Here is a 15,889-nt window from a genome sequence, read left to right as displayed (position 1 = left end):
GGCTCGGCGCGGGCGAGGCTTTCTTGTGGGGGGGGGGCGCACCTTGGTTCGTGCCGCCGGCACGGGTGCTGCAGCAGGCTCCGGTGCCGCCAGCGCGACGGTACGCGTCTCGAAAACCTGTGGCTGTTCCCTGCTGCCGGGGAATGCGCTGTGGGCGGAAATACCAGCGAGCACCAGGGCGTGCAGCGCCAGCACCAGCGCGACGAGAAGCAACAGGGGTCGGCGAGGAATCATGGATACCGGCAACGTTACCACTGCGGGCCCGGCGCAGACCGGCGGCTCGGCTACCATCCCCGCGTTGCGGTCGGCCATTGGCGCCGCAGGGCCCTTTCACCTGTCAAGACATCCATGAAACTTGCCACCCTCCAAGACGGGTCGCGCGACGGCCAACTGGTGGTCGTCTCGCGCGATCTGGCCAGCGCGCACTACGCCACTGGCATTGCCAACCGCCTGCAGCAGGTGCTCGACGACTGGGGGTTTTTCGCCCCGCAGTTGCAGGATCTCTACGACGCGCTGAACGCCGGCCGCGCCCGCCACCCCTTTGCCTTCGACCCGCAGCAGTGCCTGGCGCCGCTGCCACGCGCTTTCCAGTGCCTGGAGGCGGTGTCGCCCTTGCCGGACGGGCCCGTGGCGCCCGCCGCAGCGCCCGTGCTCCAGCAGCTTGCGGGCGATGCGCTCGCCGGCGCCCGCCACCCGCTGCCCGCCAGCGCCGTCGGCATGGAGCTCGATTTCGGCGCTGGCCTGGCCGTCGTCACAGGGGCGCTCGCCGCTGCCAGCACCAGCGGCCAAGCCCTGGATGCGGTGCGCCTGCTGATGCTGTCCAACAGCGTGGCCTTGCGTGCGCTCGAACCGGCCGAGCGCGCAGCCGGCGCGGGTGCGCAGCACAGCCGCCCCGCCACCGCCTTCAGCCCGGTCGCCGTGACGCTGGATGAACTTGGCACTGCCTGGGACCAGGGCCGGCTGCGGCTCACCGTGCAATCGGCCTTGAACGGCCGCAAGCTCGGCCTGTGCGATGCCGCCGCGGGCATGGCCTGGAGTTTTGGCGAACTGATGGCCCACGCCGCCCGCACCCGCGCCCTGGGTGCCGGCAGCATTGTCTGCAGCGGCCCGCTGCGCGCTGCGCCAGGGGGCAAGGAAGCCCCCAACGCGTCAAGCGCCTGCGCCAGCCTGCTCGACCGGCGCCACTGGGAGGCGCAGCGCGGCGGCCAGACCAGCACCGGTTTCTTGCAACTGGGCGACCAGATCCGCATCGACCTGAAAGGGCCCGATGGCCGCAGCCTGTGCGGTGCCATCGAGCAGACGGTAGGCGAACGGCCGCCATCGCAGCAGGAATAGAAGGAACATGCCCGGCGCCTCCACAGCCGTGGCTGGCCACGCTGCCCGCGCGGCAGAGTACGACGCGGTCCATCGCAAACCCAGGCGCCAGGAGCCAGAAAAATACAAGAAAATAGGGCTCTAACGCTTAACCCATAAGCGCTAATAGCTCTTAAAAAAGGAGCGACCCGTCGCGATACGCGCCTTGCCAGAGGGGGTTTGCGCCGGCACTGCCCGGCGGCGCGGGCGCAGCGCTACAGTCAAGTGCCGACCAGAGCGCGCCAGTCTTCGGGCCCCGGATCGGCGCCCCATCCCCGCAATTTTCAAGAAGGAGAAACCCCCCATGGCCGATACCTGGTTGCCCTCGCTCATCACCGCCACGCCGCAGGAAGGTTTTGAACTCGCCATCACGCTGAGCCGCCGCGGCGTCAAATACACGCAGCCGGATATGGACACGCTCAAGCAGTTGCGTCCGGAATATGCCAACTCGGCCGATGGCCTGACAGCCGCTTCGCAGGTGATCGCTATCAATTTCCAGACCGTCTCAGCCGCCAACAACTACTGGCGTGGCTGAGTTTCTCGCTGAGAAAAACAAGAGAAATTAGGGCCTAGTGCTTATGCAGTAAGCGCTTGCAGCTCTTTATTCGGTAGCAAATTCCGGCGCTTTGCCGGGCTCCACCTCCACCAGGCAGTCATAAAAAGTCGGCCCCTGGCCCATGTCGGTCAGGGCCTGGCTGGTGAGCTGGTTGACATTGGTGCCCTCCAACCCGAGCTTGCGCCACCACACGCCCAGGCCGTTGACCACACCCGGGCGGGCACGTTCGCTCAGTTCGGCGTGGCACACATAGCTGCCCCGGTCGTTGAACACCCGCACCACCGTGCCGTCTGCAATGCCGCGTGCGGCGGCGTCCTGCGGGTGGATTTCCAGCAGCGGCCGGCCTTCCTGTTTTTGCAGGCTGGCAACGTTGACGAAGGTTGAATTAAGGAAGTTGCGCGCGGGCGGGGAAATCATCGCCAGCGGGTAGGCGGCCGAACGGCCCACGGGTTCATGGTTGGGGACATGGTCCGGCAGGCCGTCCTGCCCGGCGGCCGCCAGGGCAGCGCTGAAAAATTCGCACTTGCCGGATGCGGTGGGAAAGTTTCCATGGGCAAACGGGGCGTCGGGCACCGGGAGCGTGGCAAAGCCGTGCTCCAGCAGTTCGGTGAAATCGACCTGCTCGCCATACGCCTGGCGGCACAGCTGCTCGTCGCTGTCGGCGAAGCAGGGCTCGGAAAACCCCATGCGCGCCGCCAGCTCACGAAAGATGCGGGCGTTGGAGCGCGCCTCGCCACAGGGCGCAATCGCCGGGCGGTTCAGCAATACGTCGGTATGGCCATAGGCCAGGTGCACGTCCCAGTGCTCCAGTTGCGTGGTGGCAGGCAGGATGTAGTCGGCGCAATCGGCGGTGTCGGTCTGGAAGTGCTCCAGCACCACCGTGAACAAGTCTTCGCGTGCAAAGCCGCGCGCCACCTGGGCCGAGTCCGGCGCGACGGCCACCGGGTTGCTGTTGTAGACCACCAGCGCCTCGATTTTCGGGCCGAACTCTGGCGAGGTTTCTGCTAGCAAGTCGTCGCCAATCGTCACCATGTTGATGGTGCGTGGGCGGCGCGCTCCCATGAGGTCCGGGCGCTGCAGGGCGTCTCGCTGCACCGGGAAATGGCTGGACGAGGAAAGGAGCACGCCGCCCGCGCGGTGGCGCCAGGCCCCTGTGAGGGCGGGCAGGCAGGCGATGGCGCGTACCGCATTGCCGCCGCCGTGCACGCGCTGCACGCCGTAGTTCACGCGAATGGCGGCCGGCCGGGTGGTGCCGTAGGCGCGCGCCAGTGCGCGAATCTGCTCGACCGGCACAGCGCAGATTTCGGCCGCGCGCTCGGGTGGCCAGGCAAGCGCGCGCTCGCGCAGCTGCTCCCAGCCCAGCGTGTGCTGCGCCAGGTAGCCGTGGTCCAGCCAGCCGTGCACGATGAGCTCGTGCATCAGCGCGAGCGCCAGCGCGGCGTCGGTGCCCGGGAGCAGTTGCAGGTGCGCATGGCACTTCTCGGCGGTTTCGCTCTTGCGCGGGTCGATGCACACCAGGCGCGCGCCATCGCGCTTGGCCTGCTGGGCGTAGCGCCAGAAATGCAGGTTGCTGGTGATCGAATTGCTGCCCCAGATGAGGATCAGCTTCGCTTCAGCGAAAAACTCGACCTTCATCCCGACCTTGCCGCCCAGCGTGTGCCCCATCGCCTCGCCGCCGGCGGTCGAGCAGATGCTGCGGTGCAGCAGCGAGGCCCCCAGGCGGTGGAAGAAGCGCCGGTCCATGCTTTCGCCCTGCACCAGCCCCATGGTGCCAGCGTAGCTGTAGGGCACGATGGCCTCGGGGTTGCGCGCGGCGATCGCGGCGAGGCGCGCGGCGATGTCGGCCAGTGCTTCGTCCCAGGAAACCGGGGTGAACTTGCCGCTGCCTTTGGGGCCACTGCGTTTGAGGGGATGCAGGATGCGCTCGGCGTGGTAGGTGCGTTCAGGGTAGCGCGAGACTTTTGCGCAGAGCACGCCGCCGGTGTGCGCGTGACCTGGGTTGCCCTGTACACGCACCGCCACGCCGTTTTCCACGGTGGTGAGCAGCGCACAGGTATCGGGGCAATCGTGCGGGCAGGCGCCACGCACGGTGTGCGAGGCGGCAGCCGAAGCGACGGGCAAGATGGCGGTATCCAGGGGCATGGCGGAGGAGGAACAGAAACAACCGTGCCCGGCAGCATCTGCGCGACCGGGCTAGACTGCGCATTCTGAAGGAAAGCCGCCATGCAAGTCATCGACTCCCTCGTTACCCAGGCCGCCGCCATTGCCAGCCTGCGCCGCGACATCCACGCCCACCCCGAACTGTGCTTTGAAGAAGTGCGCACCGCCGATCTGGTGGCCAGCAAGCTCACGGAGTGGGGCATCCCCATCCACCGTGGGCTGGGCACTACCGGCGTGGTGGGGATCGTGCACGGGCGCGACGGCGGCGCCTGCGGACGCGCCATTGGCCTGCGCGCCGACATGGATGCGCTGCCCATGCAGGAGCACAACGCGTTTGCACACACAAGCCGCCACGCCGGCAAGATGCACGCCTGCGGCCACGACGGCCACACCGCCATGCTGCTGGCGGCGGCGCAGCACTTCGCCAAGGAGCGCCATTTCGACGGCACGGTCTACCTGATCTTCCAGCCCGCCGAAGAGGGCGGCGGCGGCGCGCGCGAGATGATCAACGACGGCCTGTTCACGCAGTTCGACATGCAAGCCGTGTTCGGCATGCACAACTGGCCCGGCATGGCGGTAGGCCAGTTCGCCGTGAGCCCCGGCCCGGTGATGGCGTCGTCCAACGAGTTCAAGATCACCATCCACGGCAAGGGCGGGCACGCAGCGCTGCCCCACACCAGCATCGACCCGGTGCCGATCGCCTGCCAGATGGTGCAGGGCTTTCAGACCATCATCAGCCGCAACAAGAAGCCGGTGGACGCGGGCGTCATCAGCGTCACCATGATCCACACCGGCGAGGCCACCAATGTGGTGCCCGAGAGCTGCGAACTGCAAGGCACGGTGCGCACCTTCACGCTGGAGGTGCTCGATCTGATCGAAGCGCGCATGCGCGAAGTGGCCGAGCACACCTGCGCGGCGCACCAGGCCACCTGTGACTTCGAGTTTGTGCGCAATTACCCGCCGACCGTCAATTCCGCGCCGGAAGCTGCGTTTGCGCGCCGCGTCATGCAGGAGATCGTGGGCGAAGCCAACGTGCTGGCGCAGGAACCCACCATGGGCGCCGAAGACTTTGCCTACATGCTGCAGGTGCGCCCCGGCGCTTACTGTTTCATCGCCAACGGCGAAGGCGCGCACCGCATGCCTGGCCATGGCGAAGGGCCGTGCACGCTGCACAACGCCAGCTACGACTTCAACGACGAGTTGATTCCGCTGGGCGCCACCTATTGGGTTCGCCTGACCGAGCAATGGCTGGCCGCTGCGGCGGCTGCCGCGTAAAGGAGCCGCGATGATCGGCGTCAACCAGGCCTTTGCCGCCAGTTATGCCCGCGCCCGGGTGCAGTTTCTGGAGGCTGCGGCCGCAGGCGGATTGGCGATCGAATCGCATGCGCATCCGCTGGCGGGGCGCGACGGCGAGGCGCTCGCCATGGACGTGGCGCGAGATGGCACCATGGATGCCGAAATGCTGCTCATCGTCAGCAGTGCCTGCCACGGCGTCGAAGGCTACTGCGGCAGCGGTGTGCAGGTCTTTGCGCTGCACGACGAGGAATGGCGCGCGCAGGCGCGGTCGGCCGGCGTGGCGGTGCTCTACGTGCACGCGCTCAACCCCTACGGTTTTTCGCACCTGCGCCGCACCACGCATGAGAACGTGGACCTGAACCGCAATTTCCAGGATTTCAGCCAACCCCTGCCCGTGAACGCGGGCTACCGCGAGATTGCGCCGCTGCTGCTGCCCGACGCGTGGCCGCCCAATGCGGACAACCAGGCTGCCGTGCAGCACTACCTCGCTACCAAGGGTGAAGCGGCCTGGCAGGCGGCCATCTCCGGCGGGCAGTACGAATTCGAAGGGGGCCTGTTTTTTGGGGGGCAGGCGCCCACCTGGAGCAACCGCACACTGCGCAGCGTGCTGCGTGCACACGGCAGCGCTGCCCGGCACGTTGCGTGGATCGACCTGCACACCGGCCTCGGCCCCAGCGGCATTGGTGAGCGCATCTACGCTGGCAGCAACGACGCGGCCGCGCTGGCGCGGGCGCGGGCCTGGTGGGGCGGGGGCGGCACCACGCCGGTGACTTCGATCTACGACGGTTCGTCGAGTTCGGCGCTGCTGACGGGGTTGATGTGGACCGCCATCTACGGCGAATGCCCGCAGGCCGAGTACACCGGCATCGCGCTCGAATACGGCACGCTGCCGATCTTGCAGACACTCCAGGCCCTGCGCGCCGAGCATTGGCTGCACCAGCACCCCGAGGCGCCGGTCGAACAGGCGGCGCAGATCAAGGCCGACATGCTGGCTGCGTTCTACACCGACACGGATGCCTGGCGCGGGCAGATCATCAGCCAGGCGCGGCAGGCGCTGTTCCAGGCGGTGCAGGGTTTGATTTCTTGAGCGTTTTCTGGCTCTAGCGCTTATGGATAAAGCGCAAACAGCTATCTAATTAATAGCTTTTCTGCGCAACGGCGCCAGCAGCACTGGCGGCGCGGGCATGGGGGTCAGATCGCGATTTCGCGCAGCGAAACTCGGGCTCTGACCCCCATCCCGGAATGTTGGGCGCAGCCTCGATTGCCTCGCCCGGCACCTACTCCTCCGGCCCCCAGGGCAGCATCAGCGTCATGGTGGAGAGCGCCTCGAATTCCGGTGCAAAGGCATCAATGATGCGCTGCGGTTCGGGGCACAGCACGGTGTCGGTGATCACGCCAAACTGCACGCCCCCGCCGTAGCTCAGGATCGAAACGCCCAGCCCCACGCTGCCCGTCTGCGGCACCCAGAACATGCACTGCGTGACACGCGCGCCGCAGAGGGCGAGCGGCTCGCGCGGGCCGGGCACGTTGGTCATCACCGCGGTGGTCTTGCGGCCGAACAGGTTGAGCAGCGCGTCCTGCGCCGGTTTGACCATCAGCCCGGCCACGGCCAGCAGGCCGAACGCCAGCAGCGGCTGGGTGCTGCCCTTGAGCGCCGCCATGCGGTGGCGCACCTCGTAGATGCGCTTGATCGGGTTTTCGATGCCAATGGGCAGCACCAGCGGCGCCAGGCCAAAGTGGTTGCCCAGCTTCCAGGCCTCTTCCATGGGGCGCAGATTCACCGGGATCATGGCGCGAATCTCTTTGCCCGCAGTGTCGTCGCCGCAGTCGCGCAAATAGCCACCGATGGCCCCGGCCACGCAGGACAGCAGCACATCGTTCACCGAGCAGCCCAGCGCCCGGCCTACGGCCTTGACGTCGTCCAGTGGCAGCGGCGGGCACCAGGCAACGCGCTTGGCCGTGCCAGGCTCGCCTTTGAGGCGTGTGGGCGAGTCGTCAGGCATCAGCGCCAGCGCGGCCGCATCGTTTACCACTTGCCAGGCCATGCGCGCCGCGTCCGCTGAGCCGGCCAGGCCGTGCTGCATGGCTTTTTCGGGGTCGAGCAGGGCGTGCAGTGAGCGCGCCGCACCTTCGCCCGCCATGTCGATGGCGCGCACCGTGAGCCCGGCCAGGGGTTTGATCAGCGCGTCGGAAAGCCAATCCTCGGCACCCGCTGGCGAGCGGTGCTGGCGCTTGGGGGGCTCGGAGCCGCCATCGACCAGCGACATGATGACCGAGATCAGCGCAATGCCGTCGGCAATGCAGTGGTGGATGCGCACGATGAGCGCACTGCCCGGCTCGCCGTCTTCGCCGACGAAGTTTTCCACGAGATAAAAATGCCACAGGGGGCGGCGCGCGTTCAGAGGCACGCTCGCCAGGCGCCCCACGGCGTCGGCCAAGGCCTGCTGGTGGCTCTGGCCACGCTTGCGCTTGAGTGTGAGCGGTTCGACGTGTGCGGCGATATCGAAACGCTCGTCTTCCACCCAGGTCGCGCCGGCGGCGTCCTGGACCACGCGCTGGCGAAAGCGCGGGTACTGCGTGAGGCGCTGCGCGGCACGGTCGCGCAATTGGGCCAGCGTGATGCCGGGCGAGACGGCCCAGACGCCGTTGATCAGCATCAGGTTGCTCGGGCAGTCCATGCGCAGCCAGGCGGTATCCACCTTGCTCATACGCTCGCCCGAGAGGCCCAGCATGCCACTGGCTGCGCGGCGCACGTTCTTTTCGACGCTGCGCGCAGCCTCCAGCGCCAGGGCGCCCGGCGGCGAATGCAAAAGCGCTGTGGAGCCACTGAGTGCCCGGCCGCCAACAGGGCTGGAGCCTGTCTGGCTGCTGGGTGTGGGGCTGCTGCCCGTGTGGGACGTGGTGCGAAGGGTGCGGGTCACCATGGTGATGGGCGTCCTGGAGAGTGAAGAATGGCCTGCGCAGGCCGCGCTGCAAGGTATTGTCCACGCGCAGCGCTGGAGCGCGCGCGAACACGTTCTAAGATAGGCACAAGATACGCGGGCTGGCGCTTTTGTCGCCCCCGTTCTTTCCCCAACCCGATTTCCAGCCCATTGACCCAGGAGCCTTGCATGTCCGACCTGAACGACCGTTTTGAAGCTGCCGTCGCCCAATCGAAAAACTTGAGCGAGCGCCCCGACAACGCCACGCTGCTGCAAATTTACGCGCTGTACAAGCAGGCCAGCAGCGGCGACAACGCCGAGAAGAAACCCAGCTTCTCCGACATGGTGGGCCGCGCCAAGTGGGATGCCTGGGCCAAGCTCAAGGGCACCGGGCAGGACGCCGCGCGCCAGCAGTACATCGACCTGATCGCCTCGCTGAGCTAGGCTGCGGCGGAGTGCCTTCGTGGGCTATGGCCTAATAGCGGTTTTCCCACCTTTTCACTGAGATTCGCCATGGGCAACAAGATCGTTACTGAAGCAGACCGCAAATTCACCCCCCAGCCCAAGCCGCTGCCGGGCGCCAACCTGCCCACGGGCGGCCGTGGCCAGCGCGTGAGCCTGGAGCGTGGCGTTGCCACGCGCAGCAAGAAGAACCCAGGCAAGCGCTCGAAGAAGGGCGGGTAATTGGGAACATCCCCCTGCGGCGCTGCGCGCTTTTCTCCCGCTCTCGCATCGCTGCGCGATGCGGGCAGGGGGAGCGCCACCAGCGCCCGTATGGGAGGGTACTGGCGGCCCTTGCGCGGTGGCCCTGAGCGATTCGCGCCTATTCCATAGGCCTGCAGAAAGCGCTCTGCGCCAACTGACGCCACACAAGACGGGCCCTCAAGGGCGCACGACAGAGACCCCGCAATGCGGGGTTTTTTTACGCACGCTATTTTTTGGCCGCGACTTTGCGCTTGCGCGCCGCAGCGGGTGCCAGCATCTTGTCGAGTTGTTCGATGAGTTCGGCTTCAATGCGGTCCTTGAAGGCGCCCACCAGAAAACCGAGTTCGGCATGAAAGTCCAGCGCGTCTGGAAACACGTCCAGCGTTCCCTTGATGCCGGCGCGGGTGAAGTACAGCGTGTCCTGGTCTTCGCCCTCTTCGTAGGTGCAGTCCATATCGAACTTTTCCTCGGCTTTCTCGGCCCATTGCAGCGCGACCTTGCGCGCGGCGGGCAGGCCCAGCTGGTGCTTGCGGTGGAGGTTGATGTCAGGCACGGGGCAGGTCTTTCGCGGCGGTGGAGGGCGGCTTCATCAGGGCGCGCAGCGCGGCCAGGCGCTGCGCAGCACTCTGGTGGGCCAGGGCTTTGACCGCATCATAAAACCTGGGCCAGTCGCGGCCCGACTGCTCGAACAGGGCTTCAAACGCCGGGACCAGTTCGTCGTAGGCCGCTTGCGCACCAAAGCTGGCGTTGTTGGCCGTGGCGACCCAGTGGTCGTAGCCGGCGCGCTGGGCGGGCGGCAGGTGCCAGCCGTCCGCAAGGCGCTGGTAGCGCGCGCGAAATTGCGCCATCGCTTCTTTTTTCATAGCTTCAAGCGCTTGTGGCTCCTGCGCTAGAGCCTCTTTTTGTCCATAAAGTTCTTCCAGCCGTGTGCGTGTTTCGCGCGTCAGGCGGCGAAACGCCTCGCGCCGCGCCTGGCTGGCGGCGAATTCGGCGCGTGCTTGCGGGCCTGCCTCGCTGCGCAGCCAGGCCGCGCTGCCGATGCGGCCCACGGCGGTAGCGAAGGATTCGTTGAACAATGTGTCGCCATCGGCATAGACCACCTGGTGCGCCAGTTCGTGGAACAAAAGACGCACGAAATCGCCCTCCTGCCAGTGCACGAAGGTGTTCAGCAGCGGGTCGCCGCCGGCCCAGTTCATGGCGCCCAGCGTCGAGTACGCTGGCACGCCGTACACGTCCACCTCCAGGCCCGTGGCAGCGAGACGCGCAGCCTCGGCATTGGCGTCGTTCGGGTTGAAGTAGCCGCGGTAGCCCACGCAGCCCAGCACCGGAAAGCACCAGGTGTGCAACTGCAGCGAATAGGGCGGCGCCGCCACTACGTTCCAGACGGCGCTCGCACGGTGCAGGTCGGCGTAGCGGTGGTAGCTGGCGTTGTCGGGCAAATGCAGCTCGCGCACCGCAAAGGCACGCGCCCGCTTGGCCAGCAGCAGGCGCTCGCGCAGCGCGGGGGCAAGGCCGGGGCGGGCGATCCACGCGTCGATGGGCTCGGCCGCCGCCATCAACCGGGCATGGCCGCTGACCGATTGCCAGTAGTACGCCAGTTCGCCTCCGCCCTGCGCGCAGGCGGTCAGCAGCAGGCCGGTGGCCAGGGCAAGCCCCAGACGGCGCACCGTGGCGGGCAAGCGGGGAAAGAACATCATGCGCTGGGAGTGGCGAGGCGCGCCGGGGGTTCCCCCAGGGCGCGCAGGGCCAGCCAGGCCAGCAGGCCCAGTCCGCTGGTCACCAGCAGCGCGGCAACGCCCAGGCGCTGCAGCAGCAAGCTGAACACCACCGGCGCCAGCGCCTGGCCGATGCGCGCGGGCAGCATGAGCAGGCCCTGGCGCTCGCCGTAGCCGTGTGCGCCGAAGTACAGCAGGGGCAGCGTGCCCTTGGCAATCGTCAGCACGCCGATGCCCGCGCCGTGCAGCAGCGTGAACGCCAGCGCCGCGGGGGCGCCCAGCAGCAACAGGAGCGCCGCGCCCACTGGGTGCGCGAGCGTCGCCAGCTTGGCCGACAGCAGGGCAGGGAACCTGCGCCTGAGGCCGAAATCGATCAGCCGCCCCGCGACTTGTGCCGGACCGACCAGGGAGGCAATGGCGATGGCCTGGGTCAGCGTGAGGCCCGTGAGCTGTAGCACCTGTGGCAAGTGCGTGCCCAGGGACGTGCTGCCAAACCAGGCAATGGCAAAGACCAGCGAAAGCAGCAGCGTCGTGCGCCACGCATGTTCTGGGGGCGCTGCCACTGCGCGGCTTTCGGACATTGGTAGGGGTGCGTGGGTGCCGTGCGGCAGTGGTTGCGAGCGTGCCGCGCGTTTTGGCCGGGACAGCCAGGCATGCAGCGGCAGGCCCACCAGCAGATGCAGAGCGGCCCAGCCCAGACAGGCACCGCGCCACCCCCAGCGCGCCTCCATCCAGGCGGTCAGTGGCCAGCCCAGGGTGCTGGCAAAGCCACCCAGCAGCGTGATACCGGTGATACCGCCGCGTGCCTTCTGACCATACAGCCCCACCAGAGCGGAAAACGCTGCTTCGTACAAGCCCGCGCCCATGGCCAGTCCCAGCAGCGCCCATGCGGCCAGCAGGCTCACGGGTCCCTGGGCGCTGGCCAGCGCCAGCAGGCCAGCGGCAAACAACAGATTGCTCAGCAGCAAGACCAGGCGTCCGCCATGGCGGTCGATGCAGCGACCCGCCATCGGACCGATGAGGGCCGAGACGACCAAGGCCAGCGAAAACGCCGCCAGCACCCACGGCAGCGGCGTGGCGGTGGCGCTCGCCATGGGGGCGGCGAGCAGGGCCGGCAGGTAGTACGACGAGGCATAGCTCAGCAACTGGCCACTGCCCAGCAGCAGGACATCGCGCGTCAGTGGCTGCATCTGCACAGAGCGGGTGTTTGGGGCAGCTCAGGGCGTCGGCGGCAGGATGTCGAGGAGCGCCTCCAGCGGCCGCCCCAGGCGGGTGCCTCGCTCCGTGATGACGATAGGGCGCTCCAGCAGTCGCGGGTGGGCCGCGAGAGCATCGAGCCGCTGGGCATCCGTCACGCCCTGTGCCCCCAGTTGCAGCTCATCGAAGAGCGCCTCCTTGGCGCGCACGAAATCGCTGACCGGGCGGCCGCTCGCGGTGATCAGCGCCTGCAGCGAGGCGCGGTCGGGCGGGGTTTTCAGGTATTCGACGATCTGCGGCTCCAGGCCGTGCTCGCGCAGCAGCGCCAGCGCCTTGTGCGAGGTGCTGCATTGGGGGTTGTGGTAGATCGTGGTGGTGGGCATGGCAAGGACTCGGCAGGCGACAGGGCGGCGTGTGGGCGCAAGGAAGTGGCTTCGCACCCGCTTGCAGGGCTGGGCGATTTTTACCGATTCATGCGAAGTCGGCCTGTCGACCGGTTTGGGGGCAGGGTGCTGTAGGCCTATCGCCCGAGTGGAGTTTGAATTTGATAGCAAGCAATGCCATAAGAATAAGCGAAAGAGGCTGCTTTCATGGATTTTTCGTACAAATCCCAAGGCTTGACGTGTCTCTCGGCTGCGTCCAAGAATGTCGGGCCATGAACCATTGGCTGAGCACACTTGACGCACGGCTGGCGCAACTGCCGGTGGCCTTGGCGCTGGAACTGCCGGGCGGTAGCCGCGTGGGACCGGAGCGCCCCGATGTGGCGCTGCGCTTTCGCGGCCCTACCGCCCTCGCGGCGCTGGCGGCGGGGCGCCTGGGCCATGTCGGCCGCGCGATTGTCGAGGGCGACGTAGCGCTTGAAGGCAGCGTGCGGGCCCTCATGCTGGCGGCCACCGGTTTTCTCGCCTCCGATCCTGCACAAGAGGAAACCGGCGGCTGGCGCAGGCTGCGGGCCTGGGCGCGGTCCATGCGTTTGCATTCTCCCGAGCGCGATGCCCGGCAGGTGCGGTTCCACTACGATCTGTCGGACGACTTTTACACACTGTGGCTGGACCCGCGCCGCGTGTATTCCTGTGCCTATTTCCGCGAAAACGGCATGGATCTGGCGGCAGCGCAGGAGGCCAAGCTGGACCATGTCTGCCGCAAGCTGCGCCTGGCTCCCGGTGAGCGCTTCCTGGACATCGGCGCCGGCTGGGGCGGCTTGCTGCTGTGGGCGGCGCAGCACTATGGGGTGCAGGCCACGGGTATTACGCTCTCGCGCCACCAGCATGCCTATGTCGGGCAGCGCATCGCCGAGCTGGGCCTGGCCGGGCGTGTCCGGATCGAACTGTGCGACTACCGGCAGTTTGTCCCGGTACAGCCCTTTGACAAGCTGGCATCCGTGGGCATGCTGGAGCATGTCGGGCGGGTGCATATGCGGCGCTACTTTGACATCGTGCATGCCCTGGTCAGGCCAGGTGGCATGGTGCTCAACCATGGCATCACGGCCGCGGCCGTCGGCAGCGCGCAGCTCGGCGCCGGGCTCGGTGATTTCATCGAGCGCTACATCTTTCCGGGTGGCGAACTGCTGCATGTGAGCCAGTTGCTGCGAGACACCGCTGCCGCGGGTCTGGAAATGGTCGATACCGAAAACCTGCGGCCGCACTATGCGCGCACGCTGTGGGCCTGGTCCGATGCGCTGGAGCGCCAGTTGCCCGAGGCCCGCGCGGTGCTGACCGCGCAGATCGGAGCGGAGAGCGCCGAACGCGCGCTGCGTGCCTATCGCCTGTACCTCGCCGGCAGTGCGCTGGGCTTCGAGCAGGGCTGGATGGCGCTGTACCAGATGCTGTCGATTCGCCCGAACGGCGATCCGTCCTACGGCCCTCTGCGCGGGGCACAATCAGACTATCCTTTTGTGCGCGACGCGCTTTATGTGAGGTCTGCTCCATGCTCTACAAGTTCAAATCCCGCGCCACCGCCGACCTGATCATGCTGGACGCCCAAGGTAGGCGCCTCCTGAAAATCATGGGCAAGGAGCCCACCGCGCAGGGCATCGTCACCGTGGCACAAATTCCCTTCGCTATTGCCGCCATTGAGGCCGCCGTGGCGGCCGAGAAGCGCGGCGCGGCTCCTTCTGGCGACGTGGACGAAACAGCAGGCGCACCGGAGGAGGGCGGCGATGCGCAGGACCGCGTCACGCTGCGCCAACGCGCGGCGCCGTTTCTCGACATGCTTAGACGCAGCGCGGCGGAAGAGGCCGACGTGGTCTGGGGAACTTAGAGAGGCAACCCTCTGAGCCGCTTCTTTGCTCCGAGCAGCCGCCAGAGGCGGCAGCCCTTCCGAGCCGTCCAAGCCTGCGCAGGCAGGCTTGGAGCCGCGGCTCCAAGCCCCTTCTCTTGAAGCTGCGCTGCGGAAGGGGGACGGCACCAGCGCGGCGGGGCGACCCTTGCGCGGTGTCCGCTGGCTTGGGCCACGTTGATTCAGAGGCCGTGCTTATCGCAAGCGCTGGCCTCTCGCCTGTTCTCGCGAAAGCCACGTATCAACGGTAACTGCGCGCGTCTTCAATGACCTTGCCGTCATTGGGCAGACTGCCTGGCGCCACCAGTTCCACTTCGCCGCGCAACTTGGTGAGTTCGCGCACCGCGTCTTGCAGGCGCTCGGCCAGACCGGATGCGGTCTCGGTGGTTTCGACGCGCAGCAGCATCTGGTCGTTGGCCATCTCGCCCGTGACCACCAGGCGCGCGCGCAGCACCTGGGGGAAACGCGCTGCCACGGCGGCAATCTGGCCGGGGTGGACGAAGAGGCCACGCACCTTGGTGGTTTGGTCGGCGCGGCCCATCCAGCCTTTGATGCGGGTGTTGGTGCGGCCCGTGGGGCAGGCGCCGGGCAGCACAGCCGAAAGGTCGCCGGTGCCAAAGCGGATCAGCGGGTAGTCGGTGTTGAGCGTGGTGACCACCAGCTCGCCGACCTCGCCCTCGGGCACGGGGTCGTTCGTGCCGGGGCGCACGATTTCGACAATCACACCTTCGTCCAGCACCAGGCCCTCGCGCGCCTCGGTTTCGTAGGCAATCAGCCCCAGGTCGGCCGTGCCGTAGCATTGGTAGCCAGCAATGCCGCGCTCGGCCAGCCAGTCGCGCAGCGAGGGCGGAAACGCTTCGGCCGACAGCAACGCCTTGGTGACGCTGGGCAGGGGCAGGTGCAGTTCGGCGGCCTTTTCCAGAATGAGCTTGAGAAAGCTCGGGGTGCCGATGTACCCGGCCGGCCGCATGTGGGCCATGGCCAGCACCTGTTGCTCGGTCTGGCCGGTGCCGCCGGGGAACACCGTACAGCCCAGCGCGAAGGCGCCCGACTCCATCATCGAGCCGGCAGGGACGAAGTGGTAGGAAAAGCAGTTGTGCGCCAGCTCGCCGGAGCGAAAGCCCGCCGCGTACAGCGCACGCGCCATGCGCCAGTAATCCGGCCGCGTTCCCTCGGGTTCGTAGATAGGGCCCGGGCTGGCAAACACGCGCGGCATGGCAGCGCCAAAGCCTTGTGTCGCAAAGCCGCCAAACAGGTGCTGTTCCCGTTCGGCACTCTGGCGTTCGAGCAATTCGTGCTTGCGCGTGACCGGCAGGCGCGCCAGCGCTGCGCGCGTGGTGACGGCTGCGGCATCGACGCCGGCAAGAATCTGCGCAAACGCCGGTGCGCGCTGTTGCGCGTGCGCCACCTGGCCCGGCAACGCGGCCATTAGCGCGGCTTCGCGTTCCTGCGGGCTGCGGGTTTCCAGGGCGTCGTAGAACTTGGTCATGCCTGGTTCCTGTGGGGTAAGAATTTATATGAAATTAGCCTCTAGCGCTTATCTATAAAGCGTGAGCAGCTATGAAATAAGTAGTATTCTGTTCGAACTTTCTATTGCGCTCCGCTCCGTCACCCGCGTCACAACTCGCACGCCGCCAAAGCCAGCGCCACCGTGGATCTGGCTCCGCCGGTCCACCGGAGGCGTTCCTTGGGGGATGGAGCGAAGCGAC

Annotated in this window: 15 protein-coding genes and 1 pseudogene; 8 read left to right on the top strand and 8 right to left on the bottom strand. The window is 67.2% G+C overall.

Annotated features, from left to right (window positions below; all coding sequences use genetic code 11):
- Positions 1–234 (bottom strand): annotated as a pseudogene (locus AC07ZH_RS19835) (DUF3108 domain-containing protein); the annotation flags it as partial.
- A 114-nt stretch (positions 235–348) separates the two neighbouring features.
- On the opposite strand from AC07ZH_RS19835, the gene AC07ZH_RS19830 reads away from it, so the two are divergent.
- Complete coding sequence (locus tag AC07ZH_RS19830; RefSeq protein ID WP_495201021.1) at positions 349–1,335, top strand: fumarylacetoacetate hydrolase family protein; 987 nt, start codon at positions 349–351, stop codon at positions 1,333–1,335.
- Between the two features lie 322 nt (positions 1,336–1,657).
- Positions 1,658–1,888 carry a hexameric tyrosine-coordinated heme protein gene (locus AC07ZH_RS19825; protein WP_119110089.1) on the top strand — a complete coding sequence of 77 codons (231 nt, stop codon included), beginning with the start codon at positions 1,658–1,660 and terminating at the stop codon, positions 1,886–1,888.
- Positions 1,889–1,954: 66 nt separating this feature from the next.
- Here the strand turns inward: AC07ZH_RS19825 and AC07ZH_RS19820 are convergent, their stop codons facing one another.
- Positions 1,955–4,051, bottom strand: a complete 2,097-nt coding sequence (locus AC07ZH_RS19820; protein WP_495201020.1) for a molybdopterin-containing oxidoreductase family protein — start codon at positions 4,049–4,051, stop codon at positions 1,955–1,957.
- 81 nt (positions 4,052–4,132) lie between these two features.
- Here AC07ZH_RS19820 and AC07ZH_RS19815 point away from each other — a divergent pair, with 81 nt between their 5' ends.
- Both AC07ZH_RS19815 and AC07ZH_RS19810 read left to right on the top strand, forming a co-directional pair.
- Positions 4,133–5,344, top strand: coding sequence for a M20 aminoacylase family protein (locus tag AC07ZH_RS19815; protein ID WP_119110091.1), 1,212 nt, complete (start codon positions 4,133–4,135; stop codon positions 5,342–5,344).
- 10 nt (positions 5,345–5,354) lie between these two features.
- Positions 5,355–6,452: a M14 family metallopeptidase gene (locus AC07ZH_RS19810; RefSeq protein WP_495201019.1), complete on the top strand. Its 1,098-nt coding sequence runs from the start codon at positions 5,355–5,357 to the stop codon at positions 6,450–6,452.
- Positions 6,453–6,642: 190 nt separating this feature from the next.
- Here AC07ZH_RS19810 and AC07ZH_RS19805 read toward each other — a convergent pair whose 3' ends face one another.
- Positions 6,643–8,097: a wax ester/triacylglycerol synthase family O-acyltransferase gene (locus tag AC07ZH_RS19805; protein WP_495201023.1), complete on the bottom strand. Its 1,455-nt coding sequence runs from the start codon at positions 8,095–8,097 to the stop codon at positions 6,643–6,645.
- A gap of 378 nt (positions 8,098–8,475) precedes the next feature.
- Here AC07ZH_RS19805 and AC07ZH_RS19800 point away from each other — a divergent pair, with 378 nt between their 5' ends.
- Together AC07ZH_RS19800 and AC07ZH_RS19795 are read left to right on the top strand one after the other, a co-directional pair.
- Positions 8,476–8,730, top strand: a complete 255-nt coding sequence (locus AC07ZH_RS19800) for an acyl-CoA-binding protein (RefSeq protein WP_119110092.1) — start codon at positions 8,476–8,478, stop codon at positions 8,728–8,730.
- Positions 8,731–8,799: 69 nt separating this feature from the next.
- Positions 8,800–8,970, top strand: a complete 171-nt coding sequence (locus AC07ZH_RS19795; protein WP_199665475.1) for a hypothetical protein — start codon at positions 8,800–8,802, stop codon at positions 8,968–8,970.
- Between the two features lie 247 nt (positions 8,971–9,217).
- Here the strand turns inward: AC07ZH_RS19795 and AC07ZH_RS19790 are convergent, their stop codons facing one another.
- The 4 genes from AC07ZH_RS19790 to arsC are packed head-to-tail and all read right to left on the bottom strand — an operon-like array spanning position 9,218 to position 12,286.
- Positions 9,218–9,544 (bottom strand): polyhydroxyalkanoic acid system family protein, encoded by a 327-nt coding sequence (locus AC07ZH_RS19790; protein ID WP_119110093.1) that lies wholly within the window; start codon positions 9,542–9,544, stop codon positions 9,218–9,220.
- The gene (locus AC07ZH_RS19785) at positions 9,537–10,685 is read right to left on the bottom strand and encodes an aminopeptidase (protein ID WP_495201022.1); all 1,149 of its coding nucleotides are present in this window, start codon (positions 10,683–10,685) and stop codon (positions 9,537–9,539) included. The genes AC07ZH_RS19790 and AC07ZH_RS19785 overlap by 8 nt, the downstream gene beginning before the upstream one ends.
- On the bottom strand, positions 10,685–11,896 hold the full coding sequence (locus AC07ZH_RS19780; protein ID WP_495201018.1) for an MFS transporter: 1,212 nt from the start codon (positions 11,894–11,896) through the stop codon (positions 10,685–10,687). The genes AC07ZH_RS19785 and AC07ZH_RS19780 overlap by 1 nt, the downstream gene beginning before the upstream one ends.
- Positions 11,897–11,923: 27 nt before the next feature.
- Positions 11,924–12,286, bottom strand: a complete 363-nt coding sequence (arsC, locus tag AC07ZH_RS19775; protein WP_495201017.1) for an arsenate reductase (glutaredoxin) — start codon at positions 12,284–12,286, stop codon at positions 11,924–11,926.
- Positions 12,287–12,558: 272 nt separating this feature from the next.
- Here arsC and AC07ZH_RS19770 point away from each other — a divergent pair, with 272 nt between their 5' ends.
- Together AC07ZH_RS19770 and AC07ZH_RS19765 are read left to right on the top strand one after the other, a co-directional pair.
- Positions 12,559–13,869 (top strand): class I SAM-dependent methyltransferase, encoded by a 1,311-nt coding sequence (locus AC07ZH_RS19770; protein WP_495201016.1) that lies wholly within the window; start codon positions 12,559–12,561, stop codon positions 13,867–13,869.
- Entirely contained in the window at positions 13,830–14,162 is a 333-nt protein-coding gene (locus AC07ZH_RS19765; RefSeq protein ID WP_495201015.1) for a DUF1840 domain-containing protein, read from the top strand. The genes AC07ZH_RS19770 and AC07ZH_RS19765 overlap by 40 nt, the downstream gene beginning before the upstream one ends.
- 259 nt (positions 14,163–14,421) lie before the next feature.
- Here AC07ZH_RS19765 and AC07ZH_RS19760 read toward each other — a convergent pair whose 3' ends face one another.
- Positions 14,422–15,669: a phenylacetate--CoA ligase family protein gene (locus tag AC07ZH_RS19760; RefSeq protein ID WP_495201014.1), complete on the bottom strand. Its 1,248-nt coding sequence runs from the start codon at positions 15,667–15,669 to the stop codon at positions 14,422–14,424.
- Positions 15,670–15,889: the final 220 nt, after the last annotated feature.

The organism is Simplicispira sp. GW247-4R2A (assembly GCF_059424465.1).
Note: the sequence above shows the minus strand (reverse complement) of the source record. Positions and strands in the feature narration are given on the sequence as shown.

Excerpts from the sequence above, each read along its gene's own strand:
- AC07ZH_RS19830 (WP_495201021.1), top strand. The coding sequence starts at position 349 with ATGAAACTTGCCACCCTCCAAGACGGGTCGCGCGACGGCCAACTGGTG.
- AC07ZH_RS19825 (WP_119110089.1), top strand. The coding sequence starts at position 1,658 with ATGGCCGATACCTGGTTGCCCTCGCTCATCACCGCCACGCCGCAGGAA.
- AC07ZH_RS19820 (WP_495201020.1), bottom strand. The coding sequence starts at position 4,051 with ATGCCCCTGGATACCGCCATCTTGCCCGTCGCTTCGGCTGCCGCCTCG.
- AC07ZH_RS19815 (WP_119110091.1), top strand. The coding sequence starts at position 4,133 with ATGCAAGTCATCGACTCCCTCGTTACCCAGGCCGCCGCCATTGCCAGC.
- AC07ZH_RS19810 (WP_495201019.1), top strand. The coding sequence starts at position 5,355 with ATGATCGGCGTCAACCAGGCCTTTGCCGCCAGTTATGCCCGCGCCCGG.
- AC07ZH_RS19805 (WP_495201023.1), bottom strand. The coding sequence starts at position 8,097 with ATGCTGGGCCTCTCGGGCGAGCGTATGAGCAAGGTGGATACCGCCTGG.
- AC07ZH_RS19800 (WP_119110092.1), top strand. The coding sequence starts at position 8,476 with ATGTCCGACCTGAACGACCGTTTTGAAGCTGCCGTCGCCCAATCGAAA.
- AC07ZH_RS19795 (WP_199665475.1), top strand. The coding sequence starts at position 8,800 with ATGGGCAACAAGATCGTTACTGAAGCAGACCGCAAATTCACCCCCCAG.
- AC07ZH_RS19785 (WP_495201022.1), bottom strand. The coding sequence starts at position 10,685 with ATGTTCTTTCCCCGCTTGCCCGCCACGGTGCGCCGTCTGGGGCTTGCC.
- AC07ZH_RS19780 (WP_495201018.1), bottom strand. The coding sequence starts at position 11,896 with ATGCAGCCACTGACGCGCGATGTCCTGCTGCTGGGCAGTGGCCAGTTG.
- arsC (WP_495201017.1), bottom strand. The coding sequence starts at position 12,286 with ATGCCCACCACCACGATCTACCACAACCCCCAATGCAGCACCTCGCAC.
- AC07ZH_RS19770 (WP_495201016.1), top strand. The coding sequence starts at position 12,559 with ATGAACCATTGGCTGAGCACACTTGACGCACGGCTGGCGCAACTGCCG.
- AC07ZH_RS19765 (WP_495201015.1), top strand. The coding sequence starts at position 13,830 with ATGCTCTACAAGTTCAAATCCCGCGCCACCGCCGACCTGATCATGCTG.
- AC07ZH_RS19760 (WP_495201014.1), bottom strand. The coding sequence starts at position 15,669 with ATGACCAAGTTCTACGACGCCCTGGAAACCCGCAGCCCGCAGGAACGC.